At 56.0% G+C, this 16,664-nt stretch carries 14 protein-coding genes; 7 read left to right on the forward strand and 7 right to left on the reverse strand.

Annotated elements, in window-relative coordinates; genetic code table 11:
* From VFU50_17630 to trpD, 5 genes are all read right to left on the reverse strand, one after another.
* Nucleotides 1-696, reverse strand: a 696-nt coding sequence (locus VFU50_17630) for a segregation/condensation protein A (protein HEU5234686.1), incomplete at its 3' end; no start/stop codon positions are given.
* Between the two features lies 1 nt (nt 697).
* Nucleotides 698-1,816, reverse strand: a complete 1,119-nt coding sequence (gene trpS, locus VFU50_17635; GenBank protein ID HEU5234687.1) for a tryptophan--tRNA ligase — start codon at nt 1,814-1,816, stop codon at nt 698-700.
* Complete coding sequence (locus VFU50_17640; protein ID HEU5234688.1) at nt 1,816-2,502, reverse strand: site-2 protease family protein; 687 nt, start codon at nt 2,500-2,502, stop codon at nt 1,816-1,818. Before VFU50_17640 ends, trpS begins: the two co-directional genes overlap by 1 nt.
* A 69-nt stretch (nt 2,503-2,571) precedes the next feature.
* Entirely contained in the window at nt 2,572-3,423 is an 852-nt protein-coding gene (locus VFU50_17645; protein HEU5234689.1) for an acyltransferase, read from the reverse strand.
* Between the two features lie 170 nt (nt 3,424-3,593).
* On the reverse strand, nt 3,594-4,646 hold the full coding sequence (gene trpD, locus VFU50_17650; GenBank protein HEU5234690.1) for an anthranilate phosphoribosyltransferase: 1,053 nt from the start codon (nt 4,644-4,646) through the stop codon (nt 3,594-3,596).
* Between the two features lie 227 nt (nt 4,647-4,873).
* Here trpD and VFU50_17655 point away from each other — a divergent pair, with 227 nt between their 5' ends.
* Together VFU50_17655 and VFU50_17660 are read left to right on the forward strand one after the other, a co-directional pair.
* Nucleotides 4,874-6,481: a M28 family metallopeptidase gene (locus VFU50_17655; GenBank protein ID HEU5234691.1), complete on the forward strand. Its 1,608-nt coding sequence runs from the start codon at nt 4,874-4,876 to the stop codon at nt 6,479-6,481.
* 142 nt (nt 6,482-6,623) lie between these two features.
* Entirely contained in the window at nt 6,624-7,874 is a 1,251-nt protein-coding gene (locus VFU50_17660; GenBank protein ID HEU5234692.1) for a DUF2264 domain-containing protein, read from the forward strand.
* 143 nt (nt 7,875-8,017) lie between these two features.
* On the opposite strand, the gene VFU50_17665 is transcribed toward VFU50_17660, so the two are convergent.
* Together VFU50_17665 and VFU50_17670 are read right to left on the reverse strand one after the other, a co-directional pair.
* Nucleotides 8,018-10,366, reverse strand: coding sequence for an APC family permease (locus VFU50_17665; GenBank protein ID HEU5234693.1), 2,349 nt, complete (start codon nt 10,364-10,366; stop codon nt 8,018-8,020).
* An 82-nt stretch (nt 10,367-10,448) separates the two neighbouring features.
* Nucleotides 10,449-10,619, reverse strand: coding sequence for a hypothetical protein (locus VFU50_17670; protein ID HEU5234694.1), 171 nt, complete (start codon nt 10,617-10,619; stop codon nt 10,449-10,451).
* A gap of 166 nt (nt 10,620-10,785) precedes the next feature.
* On the opposite strand from VFU50_17670, the gene VFU50_17675 reads away from it, so the two are divergent.
* The 5 genes from VFU50_17675 to VFU50_17695 all read left to right on the forward strand — a co-directional run bounded on the left by VFU50_17675 (nt 10,786) and on the right by VFU50_17695 (nt 16,632).
* Nucleotides 10,786-12,216 carry a glutamine synthetase family protein gene (locus tag VFU50_17675; GenBank protein ID HEU5234695.1) on the forward strand — a complete coding sequence of 477 codons (1,431 nt, stop codon included), beginning with the start codon at nt 10,786-10,788 and terminating at the stop codon, nt 12,214-12,216.
* A 161-nt stretch (nt 12,217-12,377) separates the two neighbouring features.
* A complete protein-coding gene (lnt, locus tag VFU50_17680; protein ID HEU5234696.1) occupies nt 12,378-13,940 on the forward strand; it encodes an apolipoprotein N-acyltransferase in 1,563 nt (520 codons plus the stop codon).
* A 29-nt stretch (nt 13,941-13,969) separates the two neighbouring features.
* Nucleotides 13,970-15,074 (forward strand): peptide chain release factor 2 gene (prfB, locus tag VFU50_17685; GenBank protein HEU5234697.1). Its coding sequence is split into 2 segments (ribosomal slippage): nt 13,970-14,038 and nt 14,040-15,074, totalling 1,104 coding nucleotides; the frame shifts between segments, so codons are not numbered across the junction.
* Between the two features lie 6 nt (nt 15,075-15,080).
* Entirely contained in the window at nt 15,081-16,190 is a 1,110-nt protein-coding gene (locus VFU50_17690; GenBank protein HEU5234698.1) for a hypothetical protein, read from the forward strand.
* Nucleotides 16,191-16,221: 31 nt separating this feature from the next.
* Nucleotides 16,222-16,632 (forward strand): CoA-binding protein, encoded by a 411-nt coding sequence (locus VFU50_17695; GenBank protein HEU5234699.1) that lies wholly within the window; start codon nt 16,222-16,224, stop codon nt 16,630-16,632.
* The last annotated feature ends 32 nt before the right edge of the window (nt 16,633-16,664 follow it).

Consider the following 16,664-nt stretch of genomic DNA (forward strand, 5'->3'; position numbering starts at 1 on the left):
TTGCAGCCTCACGAGTTCGAGCAGTGCTAGAAACGTGCAGATCAGAGCGTTGCGTGATTGCATTGGCTGCAGCAGACGCTTCAACCGCAGCGGTTTGTCTTCGAGCAGCAGACGGCGACGCAGATAATCGATCATTTGCCCTACTGTGACCGCGTCTTCATTCACTTGCAATATAGGACGCTCGTGCAGACGATCGAGAATCGATTGGAATGTCCGCACCAGATCGACAACATCCGCGGCCATCTCCGGCTCGGCGCCTTCGTCTTCTCTAAATTCTTTCAGTGCCGGATTGGTCCAGACCGCTTCCTCGATCTGCTGCTTCTGCAGCAGCATCTGCGCGGCACTTTTGAACTTCTCATGCTCCAGCAGGCGCTCGACTAATTCATTGCGTGGATCTTCCTGAGCTTCGGTCGGGGCGTCGGGATCACGCGGCAACAACATCTTCGACTTGATGTGAATGAGCAGCGAGGCCATGTAGATGAACTCGGCGGCTACGTCCACATCGAGTTGCTTCATTCGTTCTACGTATCCCAGATACTGCGCGGTGAGTTTCGCGATAGGGATGTCGTAGATGTCGATATCCTGCTTGCGAATTAGATCGAGCAGAAGATCGAGGGGGCCCTCGTAGACTTGTCCCACGGTCACCGCGAAAGGGAATTCGCTGGGCTCGCGCTTGATTGGTTGCGTCTGCGTCATCTCACTTCGTCGCCGCCTGCCCCGCAGGCGCTTCGTAATCCTTCGACATCTTCATCGCCACCCGAACTTCCTCCATCGTAGCCTCAGCGGTGCGGCTTGCGCGACGTGCACCATCTTCGAGCAGGTCCCACGCCTCTTGCGGATTCTGCTCGTAATGCCGCCGCCGCTCCTGCATTGGATTCAGCACAGCAACCAGAGCGTCGGCTGCCCAACTTTTGCACTCGATGCAGCCGATTCCCGCGCTGCGACAGCCGGCGTAGACCTTCTGCAGTGTATCGCTAGAACTGAAAATCTTATGCACATCTCCGACAGGGCACACATCCGGGTTCCCCGGATCAGTGCGGCGCACACGAGCCGGATCGGTGACCATAGTCTTTAGCTTCTGCCTGACGATAGCTTCAGGATCGCTCATCAGAATCGAGTTGCCGTATGACTTCGACATCTTGCGTCCGTCGGTGCCCGGCAATTTGGGCGACGGCGTCAAGAGCGCCTGCGGTTCTGGGAAAACATAACTACGCTGCGGATCTTTATCGGCAGACTTGACCACTCGCGGGTAGAACCCATTGAAACGGCGTGCGATCTCACGCGTGATCTCGATGTGCGGAACCTGGTCCTCACCGACCGGCACAAAATCTGCCTGGTACATCATGATGTCCGCCGACTGCAGCAGGGGATAGCCTAGAAATCCGTAGGTGTTCAGATCCTTGTCGCGAATATTCTGCTGCTGCTCCTTGTAGGTTGGCACCCGTTCCAGCCAGCCCAGTGGCGTGATCATCGACAGCAACAGATGCAGCTCGGCGTGCTGCGGGACGTGTGACTGAATGAACATCGTGCACGTCTGCGGATCCAATCCAGCGGCGAGATAGTCCAGCATCACTTCAATCGAGCTTTGCTTCACCGCAGACGTGTCGGCGTAGTCGCTGGTAAGCGCGTGCCAATCGGCGATGAAGAAGTAAGAGTCGTACTGGCGCTGGAGCTTCACCCAGTTGGCGAGTGCACCCACGTAGTTGCCCAAATGAAGTTTGCCCGTCGGACGCATACCGCTCAGGATTCGCTGCCTGCGTCCAGAGGTGTTCGGGTTATGCGTGGAAGTTAGAGATTGAGTAGGAGCGTGATCCATCAAAGTCTTAGCGATAGTAAGCGAACGTCAAAGATACTCATTACTGATCCCAGAACTGCGCCGAGAAAATTACCGCCGAACAGCACTAGCAGCCAGAGGAGGGAAATGCCAGCAATATCAAAGCCGCGACGCACGCCTTCCGGTAGAAAATGTCGGATTACGTGACTGCCATCGAGGGGCGATAGAGGGATCAGATTGAAAATTCCCAGCAAGATATTTAACTCAAGTGCTAGATGAAAGAATAACGCGATCGGCATGAGTGAAGACGAGGTATCGACAATTCCATTTCGTGCAAGCGCTTGAACAATCATCAGTCCATTTATCGAGCTCTTACCGATGATAATCAGTACAACAAAGCAGCCAATCGCCACAACAAAGTTGCTGATAGGGCCCACGACCGCCGTGAGGACGTCATCAAGAACGGGATTCTTGAAGTTACGCGTGTCTACCGGTGTTGGCTTTGCCCAGCCGAGCAGGGGAATACCTGTAATCGCCGCGATCGCCGGCAGGAGAATCGTTCCAACAATGTCGATGTGGCGAATGGGATTGAGCGAGATGCGTCCCAACATCCGCGCCGTGGGATCCCCCAACCGATTCGCCATCCACGCATGCGACGACTCATGCACGCTGATGGCGAACAGAAACACGACGATTTCGAAAACAATGATTACAACCTTGAAATTCATCCGCGGAGATTCGATGGTAACAGGTGCAGGGGACAGGGAACAGGTTGTAGGACGCAGGAAAACAAGCGATTAGCGTCGGCGTCTTTCCTGTTCCCTCTCCCCTGTCCCCTCTAACCGCTCCGGAGCTATCGTCTTCACCTTCACCGTCTTTGCCGGAATTCCAGCGACTACGTTGAACGGAGGCACGTCTTTCGTTGCCACGCCCATAGCGCCGACCAGTCCATGCTCACCGACTTTGACTCCGCTCATTACGGTGGCGTGATAGGTGATGCGAGCTCTCGGACCGATCTCTGTCTTCTGGTTGGTGATGATCATGGAGTCATTGAGGTCGTGCTCGTGGGAGTAGACGTTGGCGTAGTCGGAGACCGAGCTGCCTTCGTGAATGATGAGTTCGCCGCGATCATCGAGCAGAACATACTTATGGATGACGCAGTTGTCTTCGATAGTAAGGTTGTAGCCGAATGATACCTCGATTCCGTGGAACAGCTTCACGTTCTTCCCAATGTGTTTGAGCACATGGCGGGCGATCATGTAGCGCATGCGGTATCCCAGCCAGTGATTCAGACCTAGAGGCGACCGGTCAAACATCATCCAAAGCCAGATCAGTGGCTTGCGCGGCTCATATTTTTTCGCGTCGATGTCCCCGTAATACTCGGGTTCTAGCGTGACGTTGCGCGGATCGAACGAATGAGCAACTGCTCGACTCGCAAGCTGCGAGGTCACCGAAGCGTTATCGTACGGCTCGTTTTCGTCTGCGAGCGCGTAAGGCCGACCGAGGTAAATCTGATGTAGGGCATCGCGCACGACCTCGCTACGATGTGTCGGATTGGGATTGTCGAATTCTTTATCGAGATGATCGATGAAAGCGAGAAAGCTCTTCTCGGCGTCGGGATGAAGCGTGCGGTATTCGTAGCGCGGCATGCAGTTTCGAGAGGGAACCCAAAAATTCTACAAGACAACGTGGAGCCGGGCGCCTCCGCCCGGGTGTTTGGGTGGAATTTCGCGATTGTGGGATTCGGCTGCTGAAGGGGCAAAACATTCACGCAGTTGGCGACCTTTCCAACACCAGGCTGAAGGCAGCCGGCTCCACGCTAGCTTCGCTTTCCCGAAGTGAACTCCGCCAACTTTTTCAGCTTCTCCCGTGCGGCGCCTGAATCCAGAGACTCCGCCGCAATCGGCATTGCCGAAGCAATCGAGTCTGCACGACCTGCAACCACCAGAGCCGCCGCAGCATTCAATAACACTACGTCGCGCCGGGCAGATTTTTCCCCAGCGACGATGTTCCGAATGATCTCGGCGTTCGCTTTCGTGTCCCCGCCCTGAATTTCCGAAATGGGAGCGCTACGCAGCCCGAACTCCTCAGGGGAGATTTCGTACTCGCGAATCTCGCCATTGCGGACTTCAGCGATGTGAGTCGGGCCGGTAATCGTGATCTCGTCGAGCCCGTCTGTCCCGTGTACAACCAGAGCGCGCTTTAGACCAAGCATTTGCAGTGCGCGTGCGAGCTTTTCGACCAGCGCAGATGAATAAACTCCAACGACCTGCGCCGAAGCGTTCGCTGGATTGCACAGCGGCCCAAGAAGATTAAAAACTGTGCGCAAGCGTAGTTCGCGTCGCGCGGGTTGGACGTACTTCATTGCCGAATGCATGGAGGGCGCAAAGAGAAATGCAATGCCAACTGCGTCCAGGCATTCAGCGACCCGCGCGGGCGGCAGAGTGATGTTGATTCCCAGTGCTTCCACTACATCGGCCGATCCGCAGCGCGAGCTCACACTGCGATTGCCATGCTTGGCGACGCGCACGCCCGCGCCGGCAACAGCGAGCGCCGTAGCAGTAGAGATGTTGAAGGTGCCGCTGGCATCGCCGCCTGTGCCGCACGTATCGACCAGAGCGTCGCGTTCCGTGCCGCTCACGTCGAGCGCTGAGTCACGAAGAGCGAGAGGAGCTGAAGCTTTGCGAATCGCTTCCGCAAATCCGACTATCTCCTCGACCGTCTCGCCCTTCATGTGCAGTGCGACCAGCAACGCCGCAATCTGGGCGTCGGTTGCGCCGCCGGAAAGGATTTCCGACATCACGTCGCGCGCAGCGTCGCGCGAGAGCGATTCGCGATGGTTCGCCACCTGATGCAGGGCTTCAATGATCATCGAGGTCTTTTCAAGCTAACTCACTGCAGGGTTGGGTTCAACTGCTGAGGAGATGAATGCGGGACAGAACCGCTGGCGCTAGTCAGCGGTGCAGTCGCTTGTGTCGTGGCGGCGGCACGCGCGCAATTCATGCAGCATCGTGCAACTCGGAGCTGGCCATCTGACCAGCTCCGATCAATCGCCTACCGGCGGCGGTTCTGTTTTATCCTGCTAGACCGGAGAACTCGATGCACAAATCCCTGGTAGTCCTATTCACGGCCACGCTCCTCATCGCCCAAGACGTTCCCAATCCGCCCAAAGACTTCGACGGCAAGAGTTGGTGGGACCACGTCAAGGTCCTGGCCGACGACAACATGCAAGGACGCGAGACCGGAAGTCCCGGTCTGCAGAAAGCAGAGGCATACGTTGTCGATCAGCTCAAGCAAGCTGGTGTCGAGCCCGCGGGCACGCAGGGCTACTACCAGCCGGTGAAGCTCACGTCACGAGCAATCGACGAGAAAAATTCGAGCATGGCGCTGATGAAGGAGGGCAAAGCAGAGCTGCTCACGCTTGGTGAAGACGCGTTCTTCTCCACTCGCGTTGACCTTGCGCCCAAAGTGGAAGCGCCGCTCGTCTTCGTGGGCTATGGATTGAAGATTCCAGAAGAGAGCTATGACGACCTCGCCGGGCTCGATCTGAAAGGCAAAATCGCGGTTGTGTTTTCTGGAATTCCGGCTAATATTCCCGGCCCACTCGGATCGCATTATCAAACCGCCGCAGAGCGATGGAGGGTATTGAAAGAAGCCGGCGCGATCGGTGCACTGTCGATTCCCAATCCGGCATCGATGGACATCCCGTGGTCGCGCATGAGTCTTTCCCGCACGCATCCCAGCATGCAGCTGGTCGGTGCTGAGTTCAACGACACGGCAGGCGAGAAGATCGCGGGAGTTATCAATCCCGAGCACGCGGATAAATTCTTCGCGAATTCAGGACACAAATTTCAGGAAGTCGTCGATGTTGCGAAGGAACGCAAGCAGCTGCCGCGCTTTCCTCTGAACATCTCGTTGCGGGCTCGCACTAAGACCATCAGGCACGATGTGCAATCGGCGAACGTGATTGGCAAGCTCACAGGCAGCGATCCCAACTTGAAAGACAAGTACGTAGTGCTCTCCGCGCATATTGACCACCTCGGCATTGGCGAGCCCATTAACGGCGATAAGCTTTACAACGGTGCGATGGACAATGCATCAGGAGACGCTGTCCTACTCGACGTTGCATCCGCTCTGAAGAGCGCGCAGGAAAAGCCCAAGCGTTCGCTTCTGTTCGTGTTTGTGACGGGAGAAGAAAAAGGTCTGCTCGGCTCAAAGTACTTCACTGCACGTCCAACGGTTCCGAAGAATGCGATAGTGGCCGACATCAACATCGACATGTTCCTGCCGCTGTACCCGATGAAGTCGGTGATGGTCTATGGACTGAATGAATCCGATCTGGGCGATGATCTGCGACGCGTTGCGGAGAAAGATGGCGTCGAGGTGCAGGACGATCCTGAGCCGCAGCGCAACAGCTTCATCCGCAGCGATCAGTACAACTTTATCCGCCACGGAATTCCCGCGATCACGATGAAGGTCGGTTACAAGCCCGGCTCGGCGGACGACAAAACGTTCCACGACTGGCTGCATCAGCGGTACCACGCCCCTTTGGACGATCTGAGCCAACCGGTTGATCAGAGCGCGGCAGGAAAGTATGAGCAAATCATAAGTCAGCTCATGCTGACCATCGCCGACAATTCGAAGCGTCCGGAATGGAAGCAGCAGAGCTTCTTCCGCAGGTACGCCGAGAGTGTCGGGGGGCAATAACAGAACCGCCGACGATAGGCGGTGGGGCAGCCGCGTTTGTTGCGGCTGCGTGCCTTATTAGGTTGCAGATGGCATTGCGCAGCCCGGAGCTGGCCATTCAGTCATCTCCGGCACACATCGACTGCCGACGTTCCCTGAATTCATGAACACGCGCAGAGAATTTCTCACGTCCACGATCTCCTGCGGCATTGCCGGACTCTGCTCCTCGTCGGCCTCCACCGCCATCACAGCTGCGATCCCGAATGGGGAAACACGCTCCTACTGGCTCACTGTTCTGGAAAAAGTCGCTCTACCCGTTCTCGACGGCCTAGCGAAGCGCCGATTAAAGAAAGTGATGCCGGTCGAGGCTGCCTATCCCGGCGATCGTGCCAAGTACACACATCTCGAGGCCTTTGGTCGGTTGCTCGCGGGCATCGCTCCATGGCTTGGCGCCACTGGACTGGATCAATCCGAAGGCACACGGCAAGGACATCTCCTCAACCTCACCTATGCCTCTCTCGATGCTGCTACCGATCCCCGCTCCCCGGATTTTATGAATTTTTCTGACGGCAATCAGCCGCTGGTAGATGCAGCGTTCCTAGCGGAAGGCATTTTGCGTGCTCGCGATGCTCTATGGAACCGGCTGGATCAGCGCGTGAAGCGTCAACTTATCGACGCGCTGAAATCCTCGCGCTCGATTCCCACTCCCGATAAAAATAATTGGGTAATGTTCGCCGCGACGGTTGAAGCTGCGCTACACGTTTTCGGTGAGCAGACGATCGAAGATCGTCTTGAGCGCTGTGTCGAACGGATGCTGAGTTGGTACAAAGGCGATGGCGTTTACGGCGACGGAGAGTTCTTCCACTTCGACTACTACAACAGTTTCGTGATTCATCCCATGCTGGTCGACGTGTTGGCCGTGCTGCAGCAGAAAGACACGAAGGATGCTTCGCAGTACCAGAGTGAACTGAAGCGTGCTCGCCGTTATGCGGAAATTCAAGAGAGGCTGATCGCACCAGACGGGACTTACCCTGCGGTCGGTCGTTCAATTACTTACCGCTTCGGGGCCTTCCACGCGCTTGCGCAGATGGCATGGATGCACGAACTTCCCGAGCTGGTGACACCGGCGCAGGTCCGTTGCGCTCTCACTGCTGTCATTCGTAAACAGATCGAGGCGCCGGGAACATTTGACGAAAACGGTTGGCTCCGCATTGGATTCGCCGGACACCAGCCGACATTAGCTGAAGGCTACATTTCAACCGGCAGTTTGTATCTCTGCGCAACCGCATTCTTGCCGCTCGGACTGCCTCCGTCCGACCCATTCTGGAACAGCGCTGACGCGCCGTGGACGTCACAACAAATGTGGTCGGGAAAAGCGCTTCCGGCGGATCATGCGCTCGTTGATGGGAAATGAAGCATGAAAGATCCGCCGCTGGTAGGCGGTGGGCCGGAGATGGCGAATAGGCAGCTCCGGGTCACGTCGACTCCGAATGTGTCTTAGAAGCAGCCGGAATATCGGAGGCTGTCGAGGGCTCGGTCCAGCGGCGGTTCTGTTTATTAATGCCGTCGCGGCTCTGTCGGTGGGACTGGATTCGGCAAAGGCTTGCCGCTTGGACCGATACGGGCAGGAGTCTTGCCAATCACACCGTCGCTGGTTCCGCGCAGATCTTTCAGAATGCTCTGGCGGTCGCGCGAGTAGTCGGATGCAAGGCGAGTGAGCGCAAGTGTGACGATATCGTGATGATGCAACTCCTCCATGCCCGATTGTCTCCGCGCGTCGAGCCATAGGCGATGGACGAGCATCACGTCTTCAGTTTTTAAGTCAGGATTGTGCGGGCCAATACGGAAGCTCCGCACTTCCGGACCTGGCAGTACGACTTGAAACACAAACTGATGTTTCGGAGGCAATGCACCTTCCCAAGCCTGCCCCATGCGGAACGCCTGCTCCTCGGCGGTCATCTTCGTTGACAATCCAGCCACCACGCGTGCGGCTCCCAGCGAATTCGCCGTCTGCACAATCGCGGAAAACACATCGCGTGCTGGGACGACCATCAGAGAAATGTGCTTTCCATAGCTTTCTGCGATGCTGACGCACTTGGTGAACAGCGTCTGCTCATGATCGCTGAAGATCTGCTCGCTGGAGAGATCGACCTCGCCGCTGCCCGGTCCAGTAAGTCTTGCGGCAAGGACGACCACATCATTCTCCGTTGTGTCGGTACTCTGCAGCACCCAACGCAATTGCAACAGCGTGTTGTAGTCACGAACGGTGACGAGCGTGCAATCCGGACGCACGCCGACGGCTTCACGCTCGATGCGCTCTTCGTGGAGTAGTTGAAAGTGCTCCTTCATCTCCTTTTCCGCGTGCTTGAACTTCTTTGCATTCGTGTGCTCGGAGATAGTGAAAATGACGAAGAACGCCGCGGCGAACATCACGCCGCTGACGGTCGCTACCTTCTTGGTCGCGAGATTCACCAATGCGGTCGTGAGCAGCACCATGAATACTGAGAGAAGACCGAGCGGGATCTCTTTACCGAAGATCCGTATATTCGGAGGAACCTTCCAGCCGCGCTCGCCTTTGTACTTGAAGCGCAGCACCAGCATGGCGAAGCTATTGAAGGTGAAACTCCAGATCACGCCAAACGCATACGCCTCGCCCAGGACATTGACGTCGCCTCGGCTGAGCAGAATCGTGATGATCTGCAGGCCGACGATCAGATTGACGATGCGATAGCTGGTCCCGTATTTACGCTGCGGCTTGCGGAACCAGTCGGTCAGAACTCCATCTTCTGATACACGATTCAACACGCCATTCGATCCAATGATCGAGGTATTGATCGCGCCGGAGAGGATCAGGAAACCAACGACGACGACGAACGTGCGGAAGAGCAGTCGGAGCACCAGCGGGCCGTTGAACCACATCACCAGCTCTGCCAGGAGATTGTTCTCGTAGCTCGCGACTGGCACTTGCTGCGGGATGATCATCACCGCGAGCAGCGTGCCCACTCCAGTAAATAGGAAGCTGTAGATGGCGACGATGATCGCGGCGCGCTTCAGGTTCTTCAGCTTCGGATGCGCGATTTCGCGATTTACTTGGGCCAGGGTCTCTTCGCCGCTCATGGCCAGCACAGAGTGCCCAAAGGCCATAAGGATGCCGAAAAGGCCAAACGCACTGGCGACACTGGTGTGCTGCAGGAATCCGAGCGAGGTCTCGTTGAAGTGCAGGTTCGAAGGCGTCGGCCACGGCGGCAGCTCGCCACCTCGCTTTAACAGCGTGATCACCGCCCAGCCGAGCAGGAGCACGACCATGATGCTGGTGATCTGCATTACGCGGAGGGCCTTGTCGCTCGATTCCTCGATGCCTTTGATGTTTTCCCACCAGTAATAAAGCGTGACCGCAAGACAGATCACGACCGACGCAGTATTCACATTTAGCTGCGGTGTCCCGTGAAACATCGCGTGGATGCCCGGGCCGATCCAGCCGTGGGCGTCCGCTTTGCTGAAAAGCTCGTTAACGAGACCGGCGATGTACTGGCCCGCAGATACTCCCGAAATGGGACCAGTGAGGATGTAGTCAAACATCAGCGCGGAGACGCTGAGCTTCGCCAAGGTCCCGCCGAGCGCTTCCTTGACTACGCGATAGACGCCGCCGCGCACGAACATCGAGCAGCTCTCGACGTACACTGCGCGGACCGCGAACGAGAAGAGCATCACTCCCAAAATGAACCAGGGAGCAGAGCGTCCAAACGCGTCTTCGGCGATGCCGCCGACGTAATAAGCGGATGATCCCAGATCGTTGAGAACGATGGCAGCTGCGCGCCAATACGAGATAAACGTAAGCGCCACCGAAGAGGCGACTACGATTCGTACCCGGTTGGAAGGCGTGAGTATCTGGGAACCAGAGGACATTCGTTAGCAGAACCTGCTGCCAAACTCGTCCCGCAGGCCTGGCGGGCAGAGACAATCAGGCGCTTAGGAGGCTTCGCGAGGTTTAACTGTACGCTTGCGATTTTGTACGGTCAATCTCAGCCGCATCGTCGCTTTGAGCCAGCAGTTCGAGATCTTCGACGAAGCTAATCAGCACAACCACCATCGAGCCCACGATTCCGACTAAGAACAGAACGACGAAGATCCCGGACGCGGTTTGGAGCAGCGCATTCATGCGCTATACATTCTAGCGGATGCGAGAGAGCGGCAGCCGCAATTCTGCAGCACAAAAGACGTATATCCCCCATCAATTAAATTTATTTGGGCGCGGCCAACTGCTCAGATACTCTACTTTGCATTCTGCTCTGCTGCTTTGTGACGAATTCATTCTGAGGAGACGCATGTCGAACGAACTTCGAAATTTTCTCGCCATTCCTTACGACGAATTGGAACAACTGAATCTGGACGCGAAGGAGAAGCGCAAACAGCGAGTTCCGTTCCACGAGGTGCAGGAAGAGCGTCTTCGTTATCTCACTGACGAGAAGCGCATCAAGGCCGTTACCGTCTTATTCAGCGACCTCGAAGGCCGTCTGCACATGCTCGACTACGACAAGAAATTCCTGCTGCGCGCCTACGACAACCTCACATTCGACGGTTCTTCGATTCGCGGCTTCACTGCGCAGCGCGAGAGCGATCTGCGCCTGGGAATCGATTGGGCAGCGTTTTATTGGGCTCCAGCCGACATCTTCGGTCCGGGAAAAGTTCTCGTTTTTGGCGACGTGATCGACAAGGGCGGAACACCTTATACAGCCGACATTCGCGGCATGTTCAAAGAGTGGGCGCAAGCTCTCCACAAGAACGAAGGGCTCACGCTCAATGCCGCCAACGAAATCGAAGGCTTCCTGTTTGAAGGAGCGGATGCGGAACGCCGATATCACGAGACCGCCAAATTCAACTACGTGAACACGGGCGGCTATTACCACTCCCTGCCGGGCGATCCGCTGCGCAGCTTCATCGATACAACTGCAGAAGTGCAGCGTGCCATGGGATTCCAGAATGAGAAGGATCACCCGGAAGTCGCTCCTTCTCAATTTGAAATTAACTATAGTTACGGCGAAGCCGTAGCCGCCGCTGATCAGATTCAACTCTACAAACTAATCTGCCGCCAAGTCGCTACCAAAATGGGATATACGGCGTCGTTCCTACCTAAGCCAGTCGTCGGGGTAAACGGCAGCGGAATGCACACCAACGTCTCTGTTAGTAAAAACGGAAAGAACACTTTCTGGGATCCAAAAGGGGAAGAGAAGCTTTCCAAAAACGGTTGGGGATTCATCGATCGAATTCTCACACACGCGAACGACATCTGCCTGATGCTGAATGCCAGCGTGAATGCATATCGCCGTCTCGATCCTCACTTCGAGGCGCCTAACCAAATCAAAGCATCGCCTGTGGATCGTGGCTCGATGATCCGCATTCCCATCGGCAACGAAAAGACCTCGCGCGTGGAAGTCCGGTCTGTCGGTCCGGATGCGAATCCATACATGGTGATGTACTCGGTGTTCCGTACAGGTCTCGAAGGTGATGTATCGAAGATCAAGAACTTGCGCCAAGCGGAGCGTTATTTGCCGGATAACATTTACACCGCAATTGATAATTTCCTCGGCGCAGAATGGACGACGAAAATGTTGGGCGCCGACGTGAAGGGGCGTTACGCAGACTTAAAGAAAGCGTCAGCCGATCGATGCCCTCGCCTGCTGGGAACATTCGTCAAGACGCCGGAAGTTCAGTATCACCACGATGTCTACAATCAGTACCTCTGGAATTTGTTCTAGAGAGCGCCTATCGCAAGAGTTCAACTTGAAACCCACTCATTGGATTCATGAGTGGGTTTTTTGCATGCCGCCAACTCAGCACGGTTCCTTTGCCACTGTCCTGATCTCAAAGGAAAATTCGCTGATACGGGTGATAGCCTGTATCCGGTAAACTTGCGTTGATGCGACCATCTCCTCGGACCGGATGGCTGCTGGCACTCCTCTCTGCGATCCTGCAGATACTCTGCTTTCCATCGCCGAGTTTCTATTTCCTCTGCTGGATTGCGCTAGCCCCTCTGCTGGTCGCCCTAATTGATCGGCGCTACTCACCGACTATGCTTCGCGGCGTACTACTCGCGTATTGCAGCGGGGTGATCTGGTACGCAGGCACCTGCTACTGGATCTTTCACGTCATGCATGTATACGGCGGCTTGTCTGAGCCTGTGGCCGTCGGGGTGCTCATTTTGTTCTGTCTGTATCTCGCGTTGTATCACGCCCTTTTCGGACTTCTACTTGGGCTGCTCACGCGAAGCCGCTCCTTCGCCAATGGTCGCGTGTTGATTTTGGTCCCAGTGCTATGGGTTGGAGTTGAACTGGCTCGTGCTCATATCACGAGCTTTCCCTGGGATCTGCTCGGATACGCGCAGGTCAACAACGTTCCGCTGACGCGCATTGCGGCCGTCACAGGTGTGTACGGACTCTCGTTCGTTGTTGCTCTGGTAAACACGATCTTTGCACTCGGATTTCTGCTGCCGCAAGAACGACGCCTGGGCGTTGCCCTTGTCGCTTTGCTTGGAGCAGTCGCCCTTCAGTCTGGCGCGGCAGTGCCGTATCCGCCGGTACATCCAGACCATATTGCCGATCTCGTGCAGGTAAACCTTCCTATCCTGCAGACCAATTGGGCTCCTGCCTTTTATGACCAAACCATTGCGCAGCTAGTTCAACTGAGTAGCGAGGCTGCAAAAGCGATGCCTCAAGATTCAAATTCGCGTTTGATTGTTTGGCCGGAGTCTCCCGCTCCCTTCTTTACCAGTGATCCAAAATTTCGACACTGGATGTTCGCGCTGGCGCAAGACTCGCGCGCTTACCTGATCATCGGCAGCCTTGGCGTGAGCCCCGGAAACAAACGAGACAATTCTGAAGTGTTTAATTCTGCGCAGTTGATCGAGCCCGACGGCAGCATGGGCGCGCGTTACGACAAAATCCATCTGGTTCCGTTCGGGGAGTTTGTTCCATTTCGGCGCCTGTTGAGTTTTGCCGAATCTTTAACACATGATATCGGGGACCTCTCGCGTGGAAATGAGCGCAATTCCCTGAACGTCGATGATCATAGAGTCGGCACGTTCATTTGCTACGAATCGATTTTTCCTGATGAAGTGCGCAGGTTCGCGCAAAATGGCGCCGAGCTGTTCGTCAACCTTTCCGATGATGGCTGGTATGGCGACTACGGCGCGCCAGGTCAGCACCTCAACATGGCGCGGATGAGAGCGATCGAGAATGGACGCTGGCTGCTTCGCGCCACCAACGACGGAATCACGGTTTCGATCAGCCCACTAGGGGAGCTGGTCGCTACGGCTCCACGCAACGTGCGAACTGTCCTGCAGGCGCCTTACGGCTTCGAATCGGGAACCACTTTCTACACTCGGCATGGGGACTGGTTCGCGCATGCCTGTGCGATAATTTCAGTACTGGCTCTGATCATGGCCGCGCTCAGCGGACGTTTGCCACAACGGCTTCGCCAGTGATTTCTATGCAGACCGGGGAACCCAAAATGATGGTTGAAGAACTGGAACGCGAATACGCGGCCGTCCGCGCGAAGGCCCATGATCTGCGGGAGTATCTTTGACGCGCCTCGACTGCGCGAGCAGCTCGCCGAAGTAGAAAAAAAAGCCTCCGATCCCAACTTCTGGTCAAATCAGGAACTCTCGCAACAAGCCATGCGCGAACGTAAGCGCATCGAAGCCGCGCTGGCGAACGAGAACGATCTAACCCGTCGCACGCAGGATATCGAAGCTTATTTCGAACTGGCGCGCGAAGGCGAGAACGTCGACGGCGATCTCCGCCGAGAAATCAACAATCTGCGGGAAGTTGTCGACAAGTTGGAGACGCAGACGCTGCTGGCCGGAGAAAACGACGCGCGCAACGCGATCGTAACAATCCATCCTGGCGCGGGCGGCACGGAATCGCAGGATTGGGCGGAGATGCTCATGCGCATGTACCTGCGATGGGCGGAGCGTCAGGGATTTGAAGCCGTCCTGAACGACTACCAGGCGGGCGAAGAAGCCGGCATTAAATCAGCGACGTTCACCGTGAACGGCGATTACGCCTTTGGATTACTCACCGGCGAAATTGGAGTACATCGTCTCGTGCGCATCTCTCCGTTCGATCAGGCGAAGCGGCGTCACACCTCCTTCGCCAGCGTCTTTGTCTCTCCGGAGATCGACGAATCGATTCAGATCGACATCAAAGAAACCGATCTCAAGATCGACACGTACCGCTCGGGCGGTGCGGGCGGCCAGCACGTGAATACTACTGATTCCGCCGTGCGCCTCACCCACATTCCAACCGGCATCGTCGTGAGCTGTCAGAACGAGCGCTCGCAGCACAAGAACCGCGACCGCGCCATGAAGATTCTGCGTTCAAAGCTGTACGAATACGAGTTGGAGAAGAAACGGGCTGAAACCAAGAAGCTGGAAGACTCCAAGCTCGATATTGATTTCGGATCCCAGATTCGCTCCTACGTGCTTGCCCCATATCAGCTCGTCAAGGACCATCGTTCCAAAGTGGAAGTCGGTGATCCCAGCCGAGTGCTCGATGGAGATTTGGCCCCCTTCATTCGCGGATACCTTCTCATGCGCCGTGAAGCAGGCGTCTCCTAAAGCCGAATGCCACGACTCATCGAAATGATGAAGCAGTCGGCCGTGCCGGCGGGCGTGATGCGCTCAGCATCGCGGGGCGCTCTGGCCGTATCTCCAGGAGAAATGCTGGAGATTCTGATTTACCTGAGCGATCACGCCATTTTCGGGGAGCAAGCGCGAATGACATTGGCGGGGTTTGACGAAGTTGGTTCGATAACAGCGCTGGCTGATCCGAACACGTCGCGCGAAGTTCTGCATTATTTCCTTGCTCCCCGCAATCGTCGTCCGAAGCTGCTGCCCGTCTTGTTCGAGAATCCTTCGGTTTCGGACGACATTCTGGCTGCAGTTGCTGAGACTGCCAGTCGCGAAGTTTTCACGATGCTGCTGGTGAGTCCGCGCGTGACAGGCTCGGCGAAGATTCTGAAGCGACTCCTCGGGAATCCCAATATCGCTCCCGAGGAGCACGACTCATTAACACAGAAGCTGTCATCGTTAGGTGTGGATGTGGCGGAGATGGGGACCGTCACCGACACGCACGTTCTGGAGTGGCTCAAAGAACACGCCGCCGAACTAGAAGCCGAGGAGAAGGAAGCCAGACCGTTTGCTCTGATGGGCGGTGTGGACGAGACCGGCGACGAACAGTCCGCCGAAATCACCCCGCAGGCTCTGGAGACGGCAAAAGGAAAGAGCGCGGCGCAAGATGAGCGGCTTTCGGTGTTGCAGAAGCTGGCCAGAATGAAAGTAAGCGACCGCATCAAAGTCGCGATGACCGGCTCGCGCGAAGAGCGCAACATTCTGATTCGAGACTCGTCAAAGCTCGTCTCTTCTGCCGTGCTGGCTTCGCCGAAGGTCAGTGATCAGGAGATCGAAAGCTTTGCCAACATGAAGAACGTGCGCGAGAACGTGCTGCGCGATATCGCGCGGAACCACAAGTTCATGAAGAACTATGTGGTGGTTCGCAACCTGTGCAACAACCCTCGCACCCCGCTTGATCTTTCCTTAGGGCTAATCAAGAACCTGCTAACTCCCGACCTAAGAACGCTTTCGATGAACAAGAATATCCCTGAGACTCTGCGTAAGATGGGTCTCAAGCTCTTCAAGATGCGAACAAGTCCGGGTGGCAAGGGTGGAGAATAGGCGAGTAGTCAGGTCACAGCAGGGAAAAACTATGAAGCCGATCGTCAGCGATGAAATAGGCGAACTGCTTGGTCGGGTGAAGACGATTGCAGTAGTCGGTTTATCTTCCGATCCGATGCGGCCGAGTTTTGGCGTTTCGCAGTACATGCAGCGCAAGGGTTACCGCATCATTCCGGTGAATCCGAACGAGAGTTCCGTTTTGGGAGAGAAGGCTTATTCCACCCTGTCCGAGGTGCCCGAGAAGATTGATGTCGTAGACGTGTTTCGGCGGCCCGAGTTCGTTCCCGAGATCGTGGAAGAAACAATTCGCTCGAAAATTCCTGCCTTGTGGCTGCAGGAGGGAATAATCCATGAAACCGCGGCCAAACGTGCGCGAGATGCAGGAATTACCGTCGTGATGAATCGCTGCATTCTCAAAGAGCACCGCGCCAGAAATCTGTAACTCTGAATACCCCATCGGATAGCACAGATGTT

Source organism: Terriglobales bacterium (assembly GCA_035764005.1).
Classification (GTDB): Bacteria; Acidobacteriota; Terriglobia; order Terriglobales; family Acidobacteriaceae; genus Gp1-AA112.

Coding starts and splice junctions, on each gene's coding strand:
- trpS (HEU5234687.1), bottom strand. CDS start 1,816: ATGGATCACGCTCCTACTCAATCTCTAACTTCCACGCATAACCCGAAC.
- VFU50_17640 (HEU5234688.1), bottom strand. CDS start 2,502: ATGAATTTCAAGGTTGTAATCATTGTTTTCGAAATCGTCGTGTTTCTG.
- VFU50_17645 (HEU5234689.1), bottom strand. CDS start 3,423: ATGCCGCGCTACGAATACCGCACGCTTCATCCCGACGCCGAGAAGAGC.
- trpD (HEU5234690.1), bottom strand. CDS start 4,646: ATGATCATTGAAGCCCTGCATCAGGTGGCGAACCATCGCGAATCGCTC.
- VFU50_17655 (HEU5234691.1), top strand. CDS start 4,874: ATGCACAAATCCCTGGTAGTCCTATTCACGGCCACGCTCCTCATCGCC.
- VFU50_17660 (HEU5234692.1), top strand. CDS start 6,624: ATGAACACGCGCAGAGAATTTCTCACGTCCACGATCTCCTGCGGCATT.
- VFU50_17665 (HEU5234693.1), bottom strand. CDS start 10,366: ATGTCCTCTGGTTCCCAGATACTCACGCCTTCCAACCGGGTACGAATC.
- VFU50_17670 (HEU5234694.1), bottom strand. CDS start 10,619: ATGAATGCGCTGCTCCAAACCGCGTCCGGGATCTTCGTCGTTCTGTTC.
- VFU50_17675 (HEU5234695.1), top strand. CDS start 10,786: ATGTCGAACGAACTTCGAAATTTTCTCGCCATTCCTTACGACGAATTG.
- lnt (HEU5234696.1), top strand. CDS start 12,378: ATGCGACCATCTCCTCGGACCGGATGGCTGCTGGCACTCCTCTCTGCG.
- VFU50_17690 (HEU5234698.1), top strand. CDS start 15,081: ATGCCACGACTCATCGAAATGATGAAGCAGTCGGCCGTGCCGGCGGGC.
- VFU50_17695 (HEU5234699.1), top strand. CDS start 16,222: ATGAAGCCGATCGTCAGCGATGAAATAGGCGAACTGCTTGGTCGGGTG.